The sequence below is a fragment of the Njordella aestuarii genome, from assembly GCF_056494165.1.
Genome location: NZ_CM151397.1, coordinates 2,718,044 through 2,737,770 on the forward strand (window position 1 = coordinate 2,718,044; position 19,727 = coordinate 2,737,770).

Sequence of the window (19,727 nt, forward strand, 5' to 3'; positions counted from 1 at the left end):
CTACACAGAATGGTCAATCGAAGATGAATGCAAAGCACATATTGGCATGCTCGCTCGCATATATCGGGATGGTTGCTTACGCTCCCGAATCGGCTCAGGCGCAACGTCGGCAAGGTCCGCAAGTTGTGTCTCCCGAAGTCAAAGATGGCAAGGTGACTTTCCGCGTCTTGGCACCTAACGCTGAAAAGGTTCAGCTTTCAAGTTCGGATCTCCCAGGCGTTCAAGGCGGATCGGAGCTAACCAAGAACGACGAAGGAGTTTGGGAGCTGACAAAAGACGTTGCGCCTGGCTACTATCGCTACACGTTTAACGTCGACGGCGTAAACGTTGTCGATTCGCGAAACACTGCCACCAGTGAATCGTCTGGTAATATTTGGAGTCTTGTGGGAGTACCTGGATCGGAATGGATGGATACCCAAGACGTCCCGCACGGCGCAGTGGCCGAAGTGACTTATCACTCCAAGTCACTGAACCGTGTGCGCCGAATGCATGTTTACACGCCCCCTGGATATCAAAAGGGCGAAGGCACTTTCCCAGTGTTCTATCTGCTGCACGGAGCGGGAGATTGTGACGACTCGTGGTCAACGGTTGGTCGGGCCGGATTCATTGTTGATAATCTTATCGCAGCCGGTAAAGCCAAACCGATGATAATTGTTATGACAGCAGGTCATACCGGCGCCATGAACTTCGGTGGAACACGTCCTACCGTGGACGAATTCACGCAAGATTTTACCCAAGATGTCATGCCCTATATCGAGTCGAACTATCGTGTAAAAACCGATCGTGACAGTCGCGCCATTGCAGGCCTTTCCATGGGAGGAGCGCAAACTCTTAACATCGGCATACCAGCGCTTGAAAAGTTCGCTTACCTCGGAGTTTATAGCTCCGGTGTTTTCGGTATTATCCCACGTGCAGGAGCACCTGCCGCCGACGGTCCTTCATACGAAGAACAAAACAAAGCAGTCTTGGATAACGACGAGCTGAAGAAAGGGCTTAAGCTCTTTTGGTTTGCTACCGGCAAAGATGACTTCCTCGTCGAAACATCGCGTGCGACCGTCGACATGTTCAAGAAACATAAGTTTGACGTCGTTTACAAGGAAGGCGAAGGCGCTCACACTTGGATCGTCTGGCGCGAATACTTGAACGAGTTCGCTCCACAGCTTTTCCAGTAATCGCACAGTAAGCGAAGATTACAAAAGTCTGTACAATTGCATCCGGTTCTCCGGGTGCAATTTTTTTGCGCCTGTTTCCTGCACAGTTCAGCCCCCGCAATCTGAAGTCGCGCGCCGATCTATTACTTATGAATGAATCAGTATTAAAACTGGACGACAACAAGCAACGTTGCTGGTGGTGCGCAAGCGACCCTGAATATGTTCGGTACCACGACGAAGAATGGGGCGTTCCAACGACCGATGATTTTCGGCTGTTCGAAAAAATTTGCCTGGAAGGATTTCAATCGGGACTCAGTTGGCTGACGATTCTCAAGAAACGCGAAGGCTTTCGGCTGGCGTTCAAGAATTTTGATTTCTACAAAGTTGCGAAGTTCACGGCGAGCGATATAGATCGGTTGGTTCAGAATGCAGCCATCGTCCGGCACCGCGGTAAAATCGCGTCGACGATCAATAATGCGGGTTGCGCGATAAAGTTGGTCGACGAGTTCGGGTCTTTAGCAAACTACTTCTGGTCATATGAACCGCCCAAGAAGAAGGTGTTGAAGTCCCGCGCAGATATTTCATCAACGACTGACGAGTCAACGCAGATGAGTAAAGATCTGAAGAAGCGGGGGTGGACTTTTGTTGGGCCAACGACATGTTATGCATTCATGCAAGCAATGGGGCTGGTCAACGATCACTTGCAGGCATGCTTTCAATTCAAAGTCATCCGCGAGATGCACAAAGCAGCGAAGCACGCGGACATCGGTTGATTGCATGGTCGCTGCGGTCCAACAATCACAATTTTTACAGGTCGTTTCGCTCCTGCTTGCGTTTTTTCATCACCACGTAGGCAATGATGCCCGCCACCGCTGCAAGTAGTATCAGCATAGCGGTGCCAATCACAAGCAGAATCAAAAGCTCTGTTATGCCTATTCCGATCACTTTGTCACCTGCATTATTTCGTATCGAGACTCAACCAGTTAACTCCATGCCATTCTACCTTTCGGTAACATAGGACGTCCAGTCAGTTACTCTGCAGGCTTGATGGATACCTTTCCAACCGGTTCTGGCTTTGTGAATCGTTCGCTCAACCACTGAAAAACCAGGAAGAAGACCGGAGTAAAAAAGACAGCCAGAATCGTTGACGTAATCATCCCCCCACAAACGGCTGTTCCCAGAGAACGGCGACTTGCGGCGGCGGCTCCCTCTGCAAACACCAGTGGCAGGACGCCCAGAATAAAGGCGATCGAAGTCATCAGAATTGGCCGGAACCGCATCCGCGATGCTTCGACAGTCGCTTCGATAAGTGGCTTGCCTTCTTTCCTCAAGTCTCGCGCGAATTCCACGATCAAGATCGCATTCTTGCTCGCCAACGCGATGATCAGCACAACACCGATCTGCACATAAACGTTGTTGTCCATTCCCATAAATGAAACAAACGCCACGGTGCCAAGCAGACCAAGCGGAACTACTAAAATCACGGAAAAAGGCAATAGCCAGCTCTCATATAGAAACGCCAACACCAGGTAAACGAGCAACACTGCAAGCAAGAAGATATAGATTTCCTCGCCTTTCGATTGGCTTTCCTGTAACGACACGCCACTCCAATCGAAGCCAATTGTGTCGGGCGATTCGGCTGCAGCAATGTCGGACATAATCTTCAAGGCCTGACCAGAGCTTTGCCCTGGGGCAGCCGATCCAGTGATCGTTGCTGACGGGTAGAGGTTAAAGCGACGAATGATTTGAGGGCCAAACGCCTGCTCCATTTCCATCATGCTGCCCAGCGATACCATCTCGCCGCCGGCATTACGAACTTTAAGTCGGCGAATGTCGTCGGCACTATCGCGAAACTCTTGGTCTGCCTGTAACGTAACGCGAAACGTGCGGCCAAACTTGTTGAAGTCGTTCACGTATGCGGATCCAAGTGCAGCCTGTAGCGTGGAGAAGACTTCGCCGATTGGCACTTGCATGCTCATAATTAAATCGCGGTCGATATCTGCATACAACTGCGGAACGCCGGCGCGGAAGGTGGAGTTTACGCGTAGCAAGCTAGGATTCTGGTTTGCCGTGGCGACTATTCGATTCACTGCGGCCTGTAATTCTGGAAGACCTACACCGCCACGATCTTCGACTTGCATCTCAAAACCACCACTTACACCCAAGCCCTGAATGGCTGGAGGCGTTAGTACGAGGATGAACGCCTCTTTGATCGTTGCTAATCGGCCCGTCAGCTTTTCTACAATCGGTTCCAGCTGAAGCTCCGGCGTGGTCCTCTCTTCCCAGTCTGCCAGGCGAATGAACATCGTGGCGGCATTCGAAGACTGGCTGCCTTCTAACAAGGAAGTGCCACCAAGAGTAAACCAAGTCTCAACGCCTTCCGTTTCAGCGAAAATCTTATTGATTTGTTCGATCACGCCACGCGTTCGTTCTTGGGAAGCGGCGTCTGGCAATTGGACAGCAATGATCGCATATCCTTGGTCTTCTGTGGGCAAGAACCCGGTAGGAAGGCTTCGATACCACACGAACGTTCCAGCGACGGTAAGAACAAAGACAACAAGAGTCAGGTACGAATGTCACTGTTGCGTACGTAACTGTTAAGTTTCGAAGAGGTTATCGCCTTTTAGTAGTCTAGCCTGGAGGGTCGGTCGCGGCTCCATCATCAAGCGATAACTGTCCCGGCGTTTCTTGACGACGCGCGGCTCCAAACGATCCGGGCGATTGGCGATGCGACAAGCTGCTATTTGCGCCAGCAATCTCACGCTGTATGACAGCCTCTCGGCTTCGCTCAAGTTTAGCATCGCGTTGAGCCAACCAACAAGCACATATTGACATGCCGTCGTAAAACTGATTTCTCGCGGTCGACGCTCATGCAGCGCTGCCGCTCCCGCTATCACGACGCGAATTAGATTGTATGCCAGCATGGTCGTCCAGAATTCTCGACGAACCATCGCGGGGGTTTTACAGCGGAGATGATTCAAGTTCAAAAACGTCTTGATACTTCTGATATCCAACTCGGCATTCCAACGAAAGGAATATAACTCGGCGATCTCTTCAAAGCTCACGCCTTCCTCGCCTTGATCTTGCACAAACGTCGAAATGACAATAATCGAACTTTGCTTGCGCCCCGGTGCACTTATCACGTAACGTAGTTCTCGAAGCTCAATCCTCTCGGGCATGCTTGCGTATTGCTCAGCCGACATCCACGATGGTCGGGCCGGTCGTACCCAACTGACCAAGTGATCGTCCCATCCCAATCGCTTTCCTTTGCGAAAGTCCGTAGGCCGTTTCTGATGCTTGCGGAAGCAAACATGCACACCTCGCTGCATGAGCATAGCGATCAGCCAGTAGTTGCAGAAGTAGCGATCGGCAACCACGACATCTCCTGGCTTGAAAACATCCAAGAGCTTCCTTAGTAAAGCCGTTTCGCCAGTGCCTTTGCCCGCAAAAGGACCGACTGCGGCATCTACCAAACATCCCGTTGCTAAAGAGAGGATGCTTAGCACGCGAGCGATAGGAAAGCCAACACCTGGCTTCTGTGCGGTATGCTGAGGATACTCTGCTTGGTTCTCAGGCGTGTCGGCCATCATGAAGGTAAAGCCATCGATCAAAAAAACGTTGCGGCCTTGCCAAAGCCAAGCGGAATCTGCGTCGCTTTGTGCATCAGCTGCAACTTCGCAGCTCAGCTCACGCAGTGCATGCTCGGAGAGCTTTGCACGTGCGACGCAGTAGTCGCCGGTATCGTGGGTGGGAGCCGGTTTCCCAGTAAGCTGGCAGTAGGCGACCACGTTCGCCACGGCAGCTTGGCAGGCCGCTTCTTTCCCATCGCGTAAGACTTGCCCGATGAAAGCCCACAGCGTAATGGCGGTGGTATAGATACCGCCAAACAAGCTTCCGTGTTTTTGGAACACGGTAGCGATCCGCTCGGGAGCGAGTACTTGCGAGAACGGGAGTCCATCCTGCAGCAAGAATGGTTGCAGTGCATCGGCAAAACTGAAGCTGCGATAGACAGGTCGATGCGATATAGTGCGCATAGAAAAACCTTCCTTGGTTGTAGTTGCAGCTCACCAAAGAAGGTTCTTAGAAAATACGCCAAAGCAAGGGATTATGACTAGATCACTCGCAATGACGATCGAGATTTTACAGAAAATTTCGATCTGCCACTAGACGACTTCTGCGCCGATGGAATTTCAACAGTGCCATTCGAGTCAGGTACCAGACCTTGAGTAACAAGCGTACGATCGACGTGTAGCCGTTTTCAACCCAGCGAAATACGATATTGAACCAGCGAGCAAGGAAGAACTTTTTCTTGTCGGATTTCGGGCGAAGCCAAGTCGCACATTGCGCCGGCTTGAGCGTTAGCGCGTTGATCGCACTTAAGAAAGCGGTCGCCGCAATCGTTAACGCAAATTGACGGTACAACTGCCCTGTAATTCCGCCAATGAAAGTCGTCGGAATAAAAACGGACATAAGGACCGCTGTGATTCCAATCACAGGACCAGTCACTTCGCTCATGGCACGCACCGTCGCCGCCTTGGGTGCTTCGCCGCGTTCGATATGGTGCGCGGCGTTCTCGACAATCACAATCGCATCATCAACCACAATTCCGATTGCTAGAACGAGACCAAAGAGAGTGAGAAGGTTGATTGAGAAGCCCAACAAAGGCATGACCGCAAAGGCACCGATGATCGTAACGGGAACGGTCGTCGCCGGAATGAGTACCGCTCGCCAATCTTGTAGGAAGACCAGGATAACGATCAGTACAAGAACACCCGCTTCAAACAACGTCATGTACACTTCATGAATTGCCGAAGCGACGAAAATCGTGGTATCGAACGGAACATCGTATTCCATTCCGACCGGGAATTTCTCAGACAAGCGAACCAACGCTTCATTGACTTCATCGACAACATTAAGCGCATTAGCGCCGGGAAGCTGGTATATCAGAACGCTCGCCGACTCAATACCACCTCTTTGTGCGTAGGTATCGTACGATTGAGCACCAAGTTCAACACGAGCTACATCGCGCAGATACGTCAATGAACCTTCGGCTCCATATTTTACAATGATGTTCTCGAACTGTTCCGGTTCCGATAATCGACCCATTGCCGTAATGGTGAACTGAAATGCTTCGTTGCCGTCCATTGGAGGCTGGCCGATTTGTCCCGCAGCGACTTGAACGTTCTGCTGCCGCAGTTGTGCCAACAGGTCGGGGAAGGTAATGCCGCGCGCATCCATTTTGGTTGGATCTGCCCAGATTCGCATGCTGTAAGCACCAGCGCCGCTGACCGTAACTTCACCAACCCCCTCCACTCGACTCAGCTCGTCACGCAATCGTAGCTGTGCGTAGTTCGAAAGAAACAGACTATCGAAGGTGTTGTCGGGAGAAGTGAGCGAGGCGACCATCAAAATGTTTGAGGATTGCTTCTTGACCGAGATGCCAAGTTGCCTGACTTCAGATGGCAGCAATGGTTCAGCTAACGCCACACGGTTTTGTACCAAGACTTGTGCTTGATCGAGGTCGGTGCCAACATTGAAAGTAACCGTCAATGAATAAGCACCATTGGAGGACGACGTCGACGACATGTACAACATGTTCTCGACGCCATTGATTTGTTGTTCAAGGGGAGCAGCTACGGTGTCGGCGACCACGCTGGCATTCGCTCCAGGGTAAGTCGCTGTAATTTGTACCGTGGGCGGTGTAATGTTTGGATAGCGTTCGACGGGTAACTGCTGAAGGGCGACAAACCCTAGAATCAACATTACCAGAGCAATAACGTTGGCCGCTACGGGGCGATTGATGAAGAAGTTAGAGATCACTTAGCCGCCTCCGCCATCTCTCCATCGGCAGTTTCTGACGGTGCCGAATCCTCGGTGTCCCCGACTTCTTTCGCAGTATCCGTTGCGTTTGGACGATTTGCCGATTTAACAACAGGCACGCCTTCGGAAACTTTTTGGAGGCCGGTCACAATGACTTCTTCACCCACTTCCAAGCCACTTAAGACGGCTGACATGCCTTCTCTCTCCGAGCCAACCGCGACAGTCCGGCGATGCGCAATATTCGACTCGTCAACGACCATGACATATCGCCCTTGTTGATCCGTTGCCAAGGCCTTCGTCGGGATAAGTACTGCCTTGTACTTTGACGTAAACGGAGCACGAATTCGCGCAAACAATCCGGGCGTTAACGCGCCTTCTGGATTTGCAAACGTACCGCGCAGACGAGTGTTGCCAGTATCTGCGTTCGTTTGATTGTCTACAAAATCGATTGTGCCTTGATAAGGGAAGCCGTCATCATTGGCGAGACCCATTTCAATCGGCAAGCTATTGTTGCGTGCACTTTTGACCGATCCACTACGGATTCGCGAGCGGTAGTCTAATAGCGATCGCTCGTCGATATCAAAGTAAACGTAAATTGGATCTTGAGAAACTATCGTCGTCAGCACAGTCGTATCTGCGGAAATCAGATTGCCTTCGGTGACGAGAGTGCGACCAATCAGTCCGTCAATGGGCGCTACAACTTGAGTGTAGCTGAGGTCAAGTCTCGCTCGTTCGACGGCTGCGCTCAAGTTTTGAATTTGGCCTTCAACCTCTTCACGTTCCGCAACGGCAAGATCATAGTCCGCCTTGCTGATCGAGCGCGAGGCATATAGCTCTTTCGCGCGGGCCAAATCTGAATCGAGGCGCTGTCGTTGAGCTGTTGTCGCGTCCAGGCTTCCTAGGGCTTGTTCAAGCGCTAGCCGATAGGGAGCAGGATCAATCTCAAAGAGTGGAGTGCCCGCTTCCACCATGTCTCCTTCGCTAACGTTCACCTTGAACTCTTTTTCTGCATCCATGCTCAGCATATTGTTGGACAACGCATAACGAGCAGCGTTCGAACCCGCCGTCGCAGTCACCGAACGCGGACTTTGAACTAAATATCCGCTGACACGTGCTCTAACTTCTACGGAATCTACTGCAGCCGTACGGCCGGTGTATTCACGGTAGTCAGTGATTTCACGCTCCAGAGCTGGCACCACATCGACCTCAGGTGGCGGTCGTTTCGGCGGTCCCGCAGCGGCTCCGGGCGTCTCGCCGCGATTGCAGCCGGTTGCCCAGATCAAGCAAGCAACGATCAAAAAACTCTTACCTACCAGTTTGATCTTCTGTTTCACTGACGTATTCCAGACCGTTCCCGACTCTGAACGCGTTAAATTTGCTTTACCCAAAATGAACGTACACTTTTAAAGTACACTGGCCAGTGTACTTTTGCTAGGCGGTGAATTTGTGGAAATGTGGAAATACGCAATCTGTGCGCCCGGATTAACTTTTTCTGCGAAATGATCACGTCAAGCGAAAGTGCATTGCGAAATTACACCATCCAGTGTAGTTTCGGCTGTAGTGTCCTACCTTCGAGAAAAAGCGATGGCGGCTGAACGTACAGGTAATTCAATGACTGATTACAAAAATCACGCTGTTGCCGACGAACGACGTCTGAGGCTCACCGACAAAAAACGTGTCGACATTCTCAATGCTGCCGTAAGTATCTTCAACTCGCAGGGTTTTGCGGCAGCTAGCATGGATGCGATTGCCGAGGAAGCAAAAGTATCGAAGCGAACGGTTTACAACCACTTTGAAAGCAAAGATCGCTTGTTCATGGCGATCGTCGATCAACTGATTGAGGACGCATCGGTGGCGAATGATTTTCAATTCGACGCCTCGAAACCGCTGTACGACCAGCTCTTTAAGTTTGCTACGACAATCTTGGCGTTTTACCTCGATCCGAACTCGCAAAAATTATCGCGTGTCATCGTGTCAAGATTTCTTCAAACGCCGGATCTGGCTCGGCAAATGTTCGGAAACGCAAAGCTGTTTGAACTTGCGTTGAGCAAATGGATTATGCTCGCAGCCAATTCGAAACAAATCAAATGCAAAGATAAAACAACGGCAGCCAGACAATTCTTGGCTCTCTTGGAAACATTCGTTTTATGGCCACAACTGCTAAAAAATGCACCGATTCCATCCAAGGCTGCTCAACGAAAAATCGTCGATGGCACGGTCAATATGTTTTTGGACCACTACGCATGCAAGCCTTAACGGCAGCATTCTTCTTTCACTGTAATCGCTGGTGAGTTTTACCAGAAACAAGTATCGGGAGTCGCCAAAGCAGCGAGAACTGCACTCCATCGGCACTTAAGCTATCATCCGTCGCAGTTTAAATCTTACGGTGTTCCAAGTTTTCTACGATTTGCCACATCATTTGCTGTAGTAACGGTATCCGTTCAATTCCCCATTTATGGAGACCCTATCGTGAAAATTTTCTCAGCAGTAATCGCTTCATCTTTCGCAGTACTAACTTGCAGTTTGTTGGCCGCTCAATCGGCAAAAACCGAACATGGTGACCACGTTGACGAAGTAATGTTGCCCAAGCATGGTGCAGTGTTCTTGCTGCCTACAGAAGGTAATGATGTTACCGGCCAACTTAAATTGGAAGCCACCGACGTAGGTTTGCACGTTACTGGAACAGTAAAAAACCTCTCGCCGGGAGAACACGGTTTCCATATTCATGAGTTTGGCGATCTGTCGTCGAAAGATGGCTCGGCAGCGGGTGGTCATTTTACGAGTGCAGCCGAACACAAGCATGGCGAACTGAATGCAGAAACCAGTCACGAGGGTGATCTGGGGAACATTACAGCCGATGGAACTGGAGTCGCTAAAGTTGATGTCGTCAGCAAATTAGCCAAGCTGCACTTCGTTCTTGGGCGATCGATTGTTGTGCATGCCGGTAAGGACGATCTTTCGACTCAACCATCCGGAGACTCCGGTGCCCGCGTCGCAGTCGGCATTATTGGCCTGACCAAAGACTAAGCTTAGCAAGCAGTTGCTCTGTAGCTTACGTCCTTGAAAAGTGTCGACAGTTATTGCGCGATTCGACTCAAGGGATAGTCGAATCGCGTGCTTTCCAAGTTGATCTATAATGCTAGCTGGTTACGCGATGAGTCGGGACTGGGCGTCCAGGTCTAAAGCTGCTTACGTTGACGACTCTTGTTTTGACGTTGCAAGACTCTTCTAGCTTTGCAAGTGAAGCTTCGGTAGCGGCTTTCAAGTCTACTGGATCGATTGCCACCCGTGCGTTAATTATCAGCTCCACCGCTTGATGTTTGCTGCCGCTCGCCAACGATAGTACCGGAGCAGTCTCGCTACTGACGGAATTAGCCATTGCTAGATTTCCATCGGCCTGCGCGATCGCTTTCAGATGAGCAACTTCGGCGTGATTGTCAACGAACTGCTCATGCAGATCATTGACAACGAACAATGCAATCTCATCTAACCCAACCTCGCCATCGGTTGTCACCTGAACATTCGCATTTAACCAGCCGAGTTCAGCTTCACCTTCCGCATAGACATCGTAGTCGACGTCCATCAAGAAGCGGGCAGTGCGAGTTTCGCTGAGCAGTTTCTCTGCAACCGCATCGATATTTGTTCCTTGTCTCGCTGAAATCTTGATGACCGGCTTTTCCGGGTAATATTTCGTGAGCAATTGTTCAAGTTCGAGTACTTCATCGGCAGCAAGTTCATCAACGCGATTCAGCAAAAGGATGTCAGCTTCTTCGAGCTGTTTATGAAAGATGTATTCTGCCTGAGGGGAAAATCCGCCTTGGCTTGATTTTGCAAGGATTCGCTTTCCATGGCTAGGCTTTAATATGACGGCATAGGGGCTGATCAAAAACGATTCGCCTAGCATTTCTTGCATGGGCAACGCGATGGTTGCAATGAGGTCAGTGCAGCTTCCAACCGGCTCAGCTAATATTACATCGGGACGATTTCCTTTGCCCAATTCAGAAATTGCACCTTGCAGTCCGTCAAAATTACAACAGAAGCAAGAGCCTGCTACTTCATTGACTTCGAAACCTTTGCTTCGTAGCAAGTGAGTGTCCACGAGATCAGCCGCCTGATCGTTCGTGACAATTCCGACACGAAGTCCTTGCGATTGAAAGCGTGCTGCTAAGGTTGCGATCGTTGTGGTCTTTCCCGCTCCCAAGAATCCGCCAACCATAATGAATCGTATAGGATTCGACATCGTAGATACCTCATTAAATTTTCAGTAACTTCAGAATCGGGCTTGGTGCAACGTGCTCGTGCGCAACTTGCGTCGCACGCCAATGCACTCTTCGACTCGCCATTCAACCGCCGTCATAATCTTAACTTGATTTGCCGATTGATTCGAGTCCCAGGAAAGTTCACCTGCGAATAATCCAATGCAGGACACAATTGCAGTAAAAAGCTCTTATTGCTGTACTGTGACCGAGCGTAGCCAGTTTGCAGCGAATCCGTAGACCAAACACGAGACAAGTTCTAGCAGAAGTGGTAAAGCGTAAGCGTCGTTGTTAAGTAATGCTAAAAGCAACCCCAGGCAGCACAACATGAGAAACCAAATGGAAACTCCAATCGCTACCCACTGCGGCCAGCCCTGATCGACTTGGAAAATGGTTGAGACAGGCAAGGTGATTACAATGACGCACAAACCTAGCAAAAAGCCTTGCTCTGCTGAATCGTAAATCGTCCCCAATGTTCCGACCACCAGTGCGGCAAACAAGATGGTACCGATCAGATTAGCTCCGAGTTTCTCTTTAGCATTCAGAAGGTACTTGCCTGATTTATGAAAGCGTAACGCAAAATTAAACAAGAGGTCAGCATTCCAGCTCAGAACTGCGAAGCCGATGTACAAGAATATCAGTGGTCGGACAAACGGGTTGACGTTTGGAAATCGGTCTCCTAGCCTGTTAAGCAGTTGCACCAAAATGTAAAGGCCAATAAGGACTGCCCAGCGTTGCCCGGACTGCATGCGGCCGGTGAACGTATAAAATTTGAAGATCGCCCGGTATAAGAAATGATGGTTTTTGAGCGAGCTGCGTACACCCTCGCGCGCAAACTCGTTGTTGGGTTCCAATCGAAGAGCTTCACGAAAGGAAACTTCTGCCTCCCGGTATCGTCCGCTTTGCAGCAGAGCCCAGCCGCGGGAAGCGTGAGCCGTGGAAGAATCTGGATCACTAGCGATCGCCTCGTCGGCTTGTTCGATAGCGTCAACGGCAAGACCAAGTCGCTCAAGGGAAAAAGTTCGTAAGGCCAGGCATGATTGGCTTTCCGGATCAAACTGCAAGCCGCTTTCCGCCGCATTTAAAGCCTGCTTCCATTGCTCTTTCTGAATATGTAAATGCGATTGAAGAGCGTAGTAGTCGCTGTCGGTTGGATTCAGCTGAATCGCCGCACTTATCGCCTGCTGCGCTTCATCGAATCGCTTACGTTGCAGGTAGACAGTCGCCAGAACATAGTGTGGAAGCGGCTGGTCGGGTGCCAGATGCACTGCCATTTCCGCTTCGCGCGTCGCATCGGCCAAGCGATCCGGCATCTCCTTCCAACACAACGCTAGCAGCGCGTGCGCGAACGGATCGTTTGGCTCTTCCGACAATCGCAACATGAGCTGCTCCGAGGCTTGCTCAAAGCGATGATGCGCCAGAAGCATCTGCGCACGTTGCAGGTGGGGTGACTCCATTATTTCAACTTTAAATATTGGAGTATATCATCGTACGTCCCACCTTGATTCGCATACAGCGCATGATTTTTTGCCGTTGCAAACCACTCTCGCGTCGACGGTTTTACGAGTTTCAAGGAAGCCAACAAATCTTTAGTTGTCACCGGCGTTGGTTTGCCCGTTCGAATCGCATCGTGCAATTTCGTCTCAATTGCCCTACTCACTACGGCAGATAAGTCTGCTCCGGAGTACTCGTTTGTTTTGCTCGCTACTTGCTGATAGTTGATGTCATCGATTGGTTTTCCTTGCAGCAAGATTTGGAGGATTTCAACCCGAGCCGTTTCGTCTGGGGGCGGCACAAAAATGACTTGATCAAACCGCCCCGGTCTGCGAAAAGCCGCATCGACGTGCCAGGGCGCGTTCGTCGCGCCGAGAATCAATAGACCATCGTTGTTGGATTCGATCCCATCCAATTCGGAGAGGAATTGGTTCACTAAATGCCTGCCGGAGCTCTGACGCATATCCGCCCTGCTAGCTCCCAGCGCGTCGACTTCGTCAAAGAACATAACGCAAGGCGAACGTTGTCTAGCGTTCTCGAAATAAGAATGCAAATTCCGCTCACTATTGCCGATCCACATGTCAAGAATATCATTGATGCCAATCGACACGAACTGCGCTTTGACCTCACCTGCAGTTGCTCTGGCTAAATGCGTTTTGCCACAACCCGGTGGACCGTACATCAGGATACCCCCGCCGGCCTTCTTTCCATACGCGGCATACATCTCAGCATGCTGTAACGGAAAGATGATTTTGACTTGGATATCCTCTTTGACTTTCGTCATGCCGCCGACATCTGAAAAATTGATCGTCGGGCGTTCCATCGGAACAGCGACTTCTTCGTCGCCCATGTCTCCGTCAGTAAACTGTCGCAATCGACCATCGAACGCTTCGCTTACATCGTCCGATTCAAGGTCATCTTCCCAATGTGAGATCCCTAACAGATTCTCGAAGTCAGAATCCGCTATCTCTTCATCTACATCGACAGCCTGCTTATATTTTGCGACTGCATCTTGTACGTTGCCTGCCCGATAGAAAAGCTTGGCTTGCAAAATTAAAGCCTCAGGCATCGGATCGATACCATCGACAAGCGTTTCAACAATCGCAAGCGCATGAGAATTCTTGTTCTGCCGATAGTAGCAATCGGCCATTAGCAGCTGAAGTTGTTTAGAACGTGGATTCTTTAGGAGCAATTCCTTGAGCTCTTCTTCAGCCTCAGCGTATCGCAGTAACGATAATAGTTGCCGAATATAATGCGAAGCGAGCGGTATATTGTTCGGGGTCAAACGTACCGCTTGCTTGACTGCATCGAGTGCTTTTTCGATTTCACTCATAAATTGGACGAGCTCGGTTGGCTAGTTGCTTGGTCGGAGATTAGGGACCGTATAGTTTGCCTGAAATCCTCGGGTTTGTGAATAAGTGTTAAGGCTCGATTTAACGCGTCGACCTGAGTTTTGCGAAAAGGCCGAGCTATTTGCAGATTGTCCGACGGATATCCCAGACTCAATAGCAAAGTGTCGACAAGAGCGGGAATCCCTTCGCCGGTTTTCGCACTAATGTTCACGTCGAACGAAGGTGAATTGTCCGCGATTTCATGATGAGTCGTGGTTTTTTGATCCAATTTCGTTCCGACAATCAGGGTCTTTTCCGCAAATTGTGAGTAGACGAGTTGATGTTCTGCAGTCCAGCCGCTTGCTAAATCGAAGAGCAGCAGAAGTACGTCCGTTTCTTGGAGCAGCAACCGAGATTTTTCAATGCCCTCTTTCTCGATTCGTTCGTCGGTTGTTCTCAGTCCAGCAGAGTCAACCATCGTTATTGGCCAACCGCCAAGGCTGATGGTCTCCGAAAGCGTATCGCGGGTGGTTCCAGGCGATGAATGAACAATCGCGCGGTCCCAGCCTAACAAGCAATTTAGCAGCGTGCTCTTGCCTGCATTAGGCGGACCGACGATACCAACTCGCGGCGGATGCAATAACCACAGCCCAACTCGCGCGCGGTGAATCAACTCTTGAAGCTGGTCACGAACGATCGCTTCTGGCTTCGTCAAAATGCTCTCGCAAATTTCCTCTAGCTGCCGAGTTAACGCACTATTAGCTTGAGCTAACAGCACGGCAGCAGAGTTCACTGTTGTCGCTTTGGCAAGATCCGCGAAGGCCGCCTGAGCAATGCTATCGCCGCGATCTGAATGTAGTTCGGTTGTCTCAATCGCGACGACCCCGGCACGCGATAAATCTGCGCGGATGTTTGCTTGAGCCGCAGAGCCGCCGTGACAATGGATTTCGAAGACTTCATCAGCGACGCGACAGACGACCACATCTTCGCCGACGTCTGGTGAATCACTGTTGGCATCGGATCGCCAGCGTCCGAAGCAAATTCGATTCAATGGCAAGTTCGCGAAATCGGAAGCCGACTTCCATGAGTGCTTGATCGCAGTCCACGCTTCGGGGCCAGCCACTTGTACGACTGCGACTGCGGCGGCTGCATTCGAGGTAAGTGTTACGGAATAATTGGAATTCATAATCGAGGCAGCAATGCTCGCATCGTCAAAATTTGTAACACGAAGGTGATTTGGCCGTTCAAATTTTAATACGATCCTTATCAGATTCCAAATCTACCAAGAACTGCGCATCCCGGAGTTCGTCGTCGACAATATTTAACTGCAGCAGACCTTGAGAACGCAACGACTGGATCAGCTGGTGGTGACGTGTGAGGATACGATCTGCAATAACCGAGATTCGCTTGCCCCGCAAGAAACCGGTCATGACGAACATGCAGTAAATCACTAAGGGAAGTGCAGAAAGTAGGATGCTGGTAAATATTAGCGAAGCTGGCGGGGTTGGGAACTCGCCGATGGTTTTCTGGGCCGACGTTAGCGCATCATAACTTGCCGCCAGATAGTCTCGATAAATTGAGACGATTGGACCTGCAAAGAGTAGCCAAAAGATAAGTGTACCCGTTAACGCGGCCACGTGAATCGGAAACGTTTTCGTCTTTGCCGACTCAAGCTCGGTCTCAAAAATCTCAGTCGAACGAATCTGGAGTTGGTCAACTCCAGTCAAACGAATGGTAGTGTGCGAATCATGCTGTGAATCGACCTGCGAGCCGCCGCGCGCTCGAATGCTCCTGAGGCTGTGTCGGAATCGTTCGTGGATTGGCTGTAACAACCCGCTGACTTGAGCGTCAATTCGCTGCTGCAAGCCTTCCTTAATCTCCGCTTGAAGCTTTCGCGACTGGGAAACGTTTCGTGTCCAGGCAGTCAGACTGCCAAACAAGGACGGCAAGGAACCTGTCAAGGCAAGAACCACGCGATCCCATGCGCCATGCGTTAACGACAGTAACGAGAGAACTGTTCGGTAAGGAAAGTATAGGACCGGTGTATCGGAGATCCATCGAGTTCGCAATTGGTTTCGCACTGCAACGCGGAGCATCAGAGGGCTTCCTAGGATCGATTCGATCGTCTGCGTCGGGATTTTGTCAGCCTGCTGTCGCAATTCGATTACCGCATCGGCGAGGTCAGGCATTTTATCGGCCACTACCTGACCAACATGAACTCGCATTTGATCTTGAATCGCGACAATTCTACGATGACGAGACTGCTGAATCACGCCGACATTTAATTTTGCTAGTCGATTTTGAATGCTCAACTGCAAACGTTCCATTGCCAACTGTTCATCGCCGGACTCTTCGAAATCTTCGACGTAGATTGGAGTGATCCAAGTCGTATCATTTGCAGACTGACGAAGCATCGTGGTCCACTGTGTAACTTGGTGTTGTGTTTCTTCTGAGATCGCCAGTTCCTCTTTGGCTGGAGGTAATGACGCCTGGCTTTGACGAAGTTGGCGACTGCTAATTGCCGTGATTACTGGCACAACAATGGCTCCCTCTGCGTGATGTGCCAGCATGCTTACGGCGGCGCTTCGCATCTGGTCTTGGCGAGTTACCATGAGTGCGACGGGTGCAATGGAAACAGCGGACGACGCGATCTGCGATGCGACTTCGTCTGCGTCGGTCGTGCCAGGCGTGTCGAGCAAAACGTAGGGAAAGTCGAGGTCGAGGAGTAGCGAAGAATCGACGTGTAGATAAACCTCGCGTGTTGAGTCAAGTTCGTCGGGTGATTCTGGGCCCACCCAATAGAGCTTCGTGGTTGCCTCCCGCGATAGAACTCCACTGGGCACGAGCGATCTGGTCGAATCATCATGAATCATGGCGCGCACGCACCATGATTTGCCTTGGCCTTTTAGCCCCAGTACCGCCAGTACGGGTACGTTCAGGTTGCGTGTCGCCGAAGCTTGTTCACATCGCTGCGAATAGTCGTCGCAAGTGCGCAGGATATCGCTACGCACAGGATGATTGCCCAAGAGCGACGTTGCTGCGGATTTTATGCGGTCGGCAAGCCGGTCAAAAGACTCTTGATCAAAATGATCGCTACGAACGCGTTGTTTGTTAGGATTCACAGTTCGATCGTATGTTGCTGTTCGAAATTAAGTGACATAAGTGATTTTACTCGATCTAGTTTCCGTCGAGTTTAGATAAGCAGGCAGCGTCCGACAGTGCTTCACAGCTCGTTTTCCATCTTCTCTAAGAGAACAATCAGTTCATCTAGTTTTGCAGGGAAAGTTTGCTGATATATCAGCGACGGAGCGAGCGGGCTCTGCATCGCGTTTGATCTGTGCGTCGCCGAAGGTAGAAGCGGCTTGCGTGCGTTATGAACGGTCAGGACTGGTAACTGTTTAGTTTCGGGACGTGTGCGCCCGAATTCATCGCAGGTGATTGCAAACAGGTCGCTAAGCTGTTTCCAGGCTGCTTCACCTTCCGCAATTTCGGGGAACTGGTCACCTTGTATCAAGAGCATGCCCGCACTGGCAACGCCAGCCAACAGTAACTCTTTCACAGTGGCAAAAACTAAGACATGGGATGTGCCGAAGTCAAACGGGACGGTGATCACAGCTACCAACGGCGCGAAGATCAAAGTTGCCGGTGCAACTCCAGTAACAAACTTTTGCCTCCAAGACATCTGTTGCCAGATCATGCCTGTAAAGCGATCAAGCTGGTCGTCAGGCAAGCGGGCATGCGATTCCTTTTGAAATCGATCGATAACGCGATTTGCCGTGAGAACAACTTGATCATCCTCAATTGAGTTCGGTGCAGGTGGTAGGTCTCCCTTGCGATCGCATCGACGGATGGCTTGAGCAAGTTGTTCGGCGGTCATGATCGCGCCGCCCTCGCCCTTATGAAACTTGGTGCGAACCCACTGAGCTGCTTGCTGCATTCCACGACCGAGGGCCGGGACGCCAGGGATTTTATCAGTTAGCTCTTTCGCGGATTGCCCGAGACTTACCGACCAACGACTAATAACACGCGAGGGTTTCGCCCACCAGGGAGCCGTCCGTTCCAGAGACGCCTGCATTTGCAGAATGATCTCTTCGGATAGCTGTAAGCGAACCGTACCTTCCTTGGCGGAACCATTGGCGGCAAACCTAAGTAGCGATTCAGCAAAGACTTGATGCAGTCGCTGCGTTCGTGCGGCTTCTGTAGCAATGTACTTATCAAGAAGCGACCGGCTTTCTTGAAGTCGGCTTGTCGCCCGGGAGAGTGTTGAATTGACGACATCGATAGCCATCTGCCCAGCATCCAATTGGCTGCCGATCGAAAGCAGGTAGTCTTCTTCAGCAAGCTTTGCCGAGACTTGCGCAGGAGCCGGGTTTCTCACGGCAAAGAAAATCGGTAGCGATTCATACTCGGCTGACTCGTTTGCGGCTTCTTGCCATTGGAGTGGCGCAGCGGGTAAGGTTTGATCGCTATTGGGACCGCGAAAATCATAGGCCATGTACGCACCATCCAATTTGTGCTGGCGAAAATGGAGGTTGATCTCGGCTGCAATTTCGGCGACCGAGTATCGCTTTGGTACTTGATTGATTCCCAAGTAACAGCGAACATTCGGTAAGACTTGACGCACTCCCCCTATCAGTTGTCGCATCAACGAGTCGCGAATAGAGTTCGATTGAACCACCAAGATCATACAGGAGGCGATTCTGAGGCCACTGTACAGCGTCTTTTGGCGATAGTCGGCAACGGCAGCGATCCGCTGCGCGAACGATGCTTGTGCAGAGTGTGCCGGGACGTCGGCATTTTCCAAAATGTCACTATATGCTCCCGAGAGCGTTCCACTTTGAACGTCTGGGCAATCCATCAAGCCGATCGATAGCTCGTCGAGTTGTGGATCGGTAGCGACTAGCGGTACTCGGAACAATTCATCGCGAGATCGATTGTGCACCGAGGCCGACTGTCGTTGTTTAGCATCGATAGAGGGTGTCGGCAGTGCTTCGTCCGTTGGCTTAGATTCCAAAAGGGGCAAGCCGTTGTACTGGCGATGAGCTTGGTCGACATCATCGCTCAGCATTTCTCCTGAGCAACCGAATGCTTCTTGGATTTGTTTGAGTGCCGCTTCCCAGAGCAAGTTGTTTGTTCTCCACGATTCCGGGAGCCAGACGACGAAGCGATGCGTCCCTGATTCATTGCCACGACCTATGAGGACGCGTCGTCGACCGGTGCTCGAAAGAAATCCTGCGATCAGGCTACTTTTACCGGAGTTCAACATGCCGCATACAGCGACGATTGGGCAAGGCTTGGTGTTGGAAAGCGTATGGAGTCGAACTACATCGGCTTTCAAATTCTCCACAAGTTCCGCCGTCGAACGATCGCCTGTGGCCAGAAATTCTGTTTGCAGTTTGTCGGCTTGGGAAGCATGGTCCAATGAATCCCAAAACGAAAGCCCCTGATCTGGATCGGAAGCCAGAGCGGTGCAACCATTCGGAACTGACGATGTCGAAAGGACTTTGTCAAGCTGTTGTAAGATCGCGGGGTCTATCAAAGCGAATGGACTTGCAAAGCGGAAACTGAAGAGTTGAGCGTGTCATTCATGCTTGGCAATTCTAGCTTGTTCCAACGCTTCCCAGAAGTTTAGTCGGCGACACATCGGTGCGATTTTCGATTTCCTTGGCCGAATA

The 19,727-nt window shown here is 50.9% G+C and carries 15 protein-coding genes; 4 read left to right on the forward strand and 11 right to left on the reverse strand.

The genetic code is table 11. The features are described 5' to 3' along the window. The first annotated feature begins 23 nt into the window (after positions 1 to 23). Both SH451x_RS10525 and SH451x_RS10530 read left to right on the forward strand, forming a co-directional pair. Positions 24 to 1,172, forward strand: coding sequence for an alpha/beta hydrolase-fold protein (locus SH451x_RS10525; RefSeq protein ID WP_479362417.1), 1,149 nt, complete (start codon positions 24 to 26; stop codon positions 1,170 to 1,172). Positions 1,173 to 1,300: 128 nt separating this feature from the next. After that, the gene (locus SH451x_RS10530; protein ID WP_479362418.1) at positions 1,301 to 1,924 is read left to right on the forward strand and encodes a DNA-3-methyladenine glycosylase I; all 624 of its coding nucleotides are present in this window, start codon (positions 1,301 to 1,303) and stop codon (positions 1,922 to 1,924) included. Positions 1,925 to 1,958: 34 nt separating this feature from the next. Here the strand turns inward: SH451x_RS10530 and SH451x_RS10535 are convergent, their stop codons facing one another. The 5 genes from SH451x_RS10535 to SH451x_RS10555 form a co-directional block, all read right to left on the reverse strand. After that, positions 1,959 to 2,096 carry a hypothetical protein gene (locus SH451x_RS10535; RefSeq protein WP_479362419.1) on the reverse strand — a complete coding sequence of 46 codons (138 nt, stop codon included), beginning with the start codon at positions 2,094 to 2,096 and terminating at the stop codon, positions 1,959 to 1,961. A gap of 86 nt (positions 2,097 to 2,182) precedes the next feature. Next, positions 2,183 to 3,718, reverse strand: a complete 1,536-nt coding sequence (locus SH451x_RS10540) for an efflux RND transporter permease subunit (RefSeq protein WP_479362901.1) — start codon at positions 3,716 to 3,718, stop codon at positions 2,183 to 2,185. Positions 3,719 to 3,748: 30 nt separating this feature from the next. Next, positions 3,749 to 5,185: an IS4 family transposase gene (locus tag SH451x_RS10545; protein ID WP_479358038.1), complete on the reverse strand. Its 1,437-nt coding sequence runs from the start codon at positions 5,183 to 5,185 to the stop codon at positions 3,749 to 3,751. A gap of 106 nt (positions 5,186 to 5,291) precedes the next feature. After that, the gene (locus SH451x_RS10550; RefSeq protein WP_479362420.1) at positions 5,292 to 6,971 is read right to left on the reverse strand and encodes an efflux RND transporter permease subunit; all 1,680 of its coding nucleotides are present in this window, start codon (positions 6,969 to 6,971) and stop codon (positions 5,292 to 5,294) included. Beyond that, positions 6,968 to 8,305, reverse strand: a complete 1,338-nt coding sequence (locus tag SH451x_RS10555) for an efflux RND transporter periplasmic adaptor subunit (RefSeq protein WP_479362421.1) — start codon at positions 8,303 to 8,305, stop codon at positions 6,968 to 6,970. The genes SH451x_RS10550 and SH451x_RS10555 overlap by 4 nt, the downstream gene beginning before the upstream one ends. Positions 8,306 to 8,582: 277 nt before the next feature. Between SH451x_RS10555 and SH451x_RS10560 the strand changes: the two genes are divergently transcribed. Together SH451x_RS10560 and SH451x_RS10565 are read left to right on the forward strand one after the other, a co-directional pair. Further along, positions 8,583 to 9,227, forward strand: a complete 645-nt coding sequence (locus SH451x_RS10560) for a TetR/AcrR family transcriptional regulator (protein WP_479362422.1) — start codon at positions 8,583 to 8,585, stop codon at positions 9,225 to 9,227. A 213-nt stretch (positions 9,228 to 9,440) separates the two neighbouring features. Continuing rightward, entirely contained in the window at positions 9,441 to 9,998 is a 558-nt protein-coding gene (locus SH451x_RS10565; protein WP_479362423.1) for a superoxide dismutase family protein, read from the forward strand. A gap of 112 nt (positions 9,999 to 10,110) precedes the next feature. Here SH451x_RS10565 and SH451x_RS10570 read toward each other — a convergent pair whose 3' ends face one another. From SH451x_RS10570 to SH451x_RS10595, 6 genes are all read right to left on the reverse strand, one after another. Next, complete coding sequence (locus SH451x_RS10570) at positions 10,111 to 11,211, reverse strand: GTP-binding protein (protein ID WP_479362424.1); 1,101 nt, start codon at positions 11,209 to 11,211, stop codon at positions 10,111 to 10,113. A gap of 207 nt (positions 11,212 to 11,418) precedes the next feature. Then, the gene (locus tag SH451x_RS10575) at positions 11,419 to 12,684 is read right to left on the reverse strand and encodes a tetratricopeptide repeat protein (RefSeq protein ID WP_479362425.1); all 1,266 of its coding nucleotides are present in this window, start codon (positions 12,682 to 12,684) and stop codon (positions 11,419 to 11,421) included. Beyond that, complete coding sequence (locus SH451x_RS10580) at positions 12,684 to 14,054, reverse strand: ATP-binding protein (RefSeq protein WP_479362426.1); 1,371 nt, start codon at positions 14,052 to 14,054, stop codon at positions 12,684 to 12,686. The genes SH451x_RS10575 and SH451x_RS10580 overlap by 1 nt, the downstream gene beginning before the upstream one ends. After that, on the reverse strand, positions 14,051 to 15,238 hold the full coding sequence (locus SH451x_RS10585; protein ID WP_479362427.1) for a GTPase: 1,188 nt from the start codon (positions 15,236 to 15,238) through the stop codon (positions 14,051 to 14,053). The genes SH451x_RS10580 and SH451x_RS10585 overlap by 4 nt, the downstream gene beginning before the upstream one ends. 58 nt (positions 15,239 to 15,296) lie before the next feature. Then, positions 15,297 to 17,174 carry a hypothetical protein gene (locus tag SH451x_RS10590; RefSeq protein WP_479362428.1) on the reverse strand — a complete coding sequence of 626 codons (1,878 nt, stop codon included), beginning with the start codon at positions 17,172 to 17,174 and terminating at the stop codon, positions 15,297 to 15,299. A 101-nt stretch (positions 17,175 to 17,275) separates the two neighbouring features. Next, on the reverse strand, positions 17,276 to 19,591 hold the full coding sequence (locus SH451x_RS10595; protein ID WP_479362429.1) for a hypothetical protein: 2,316 nt from the start codon (positions 19,589 to 19,591) through the stop codon (positions 17,276 to 17,278). Positions 19,592 to 19,727: the final 136 nt, after the last annotated feature.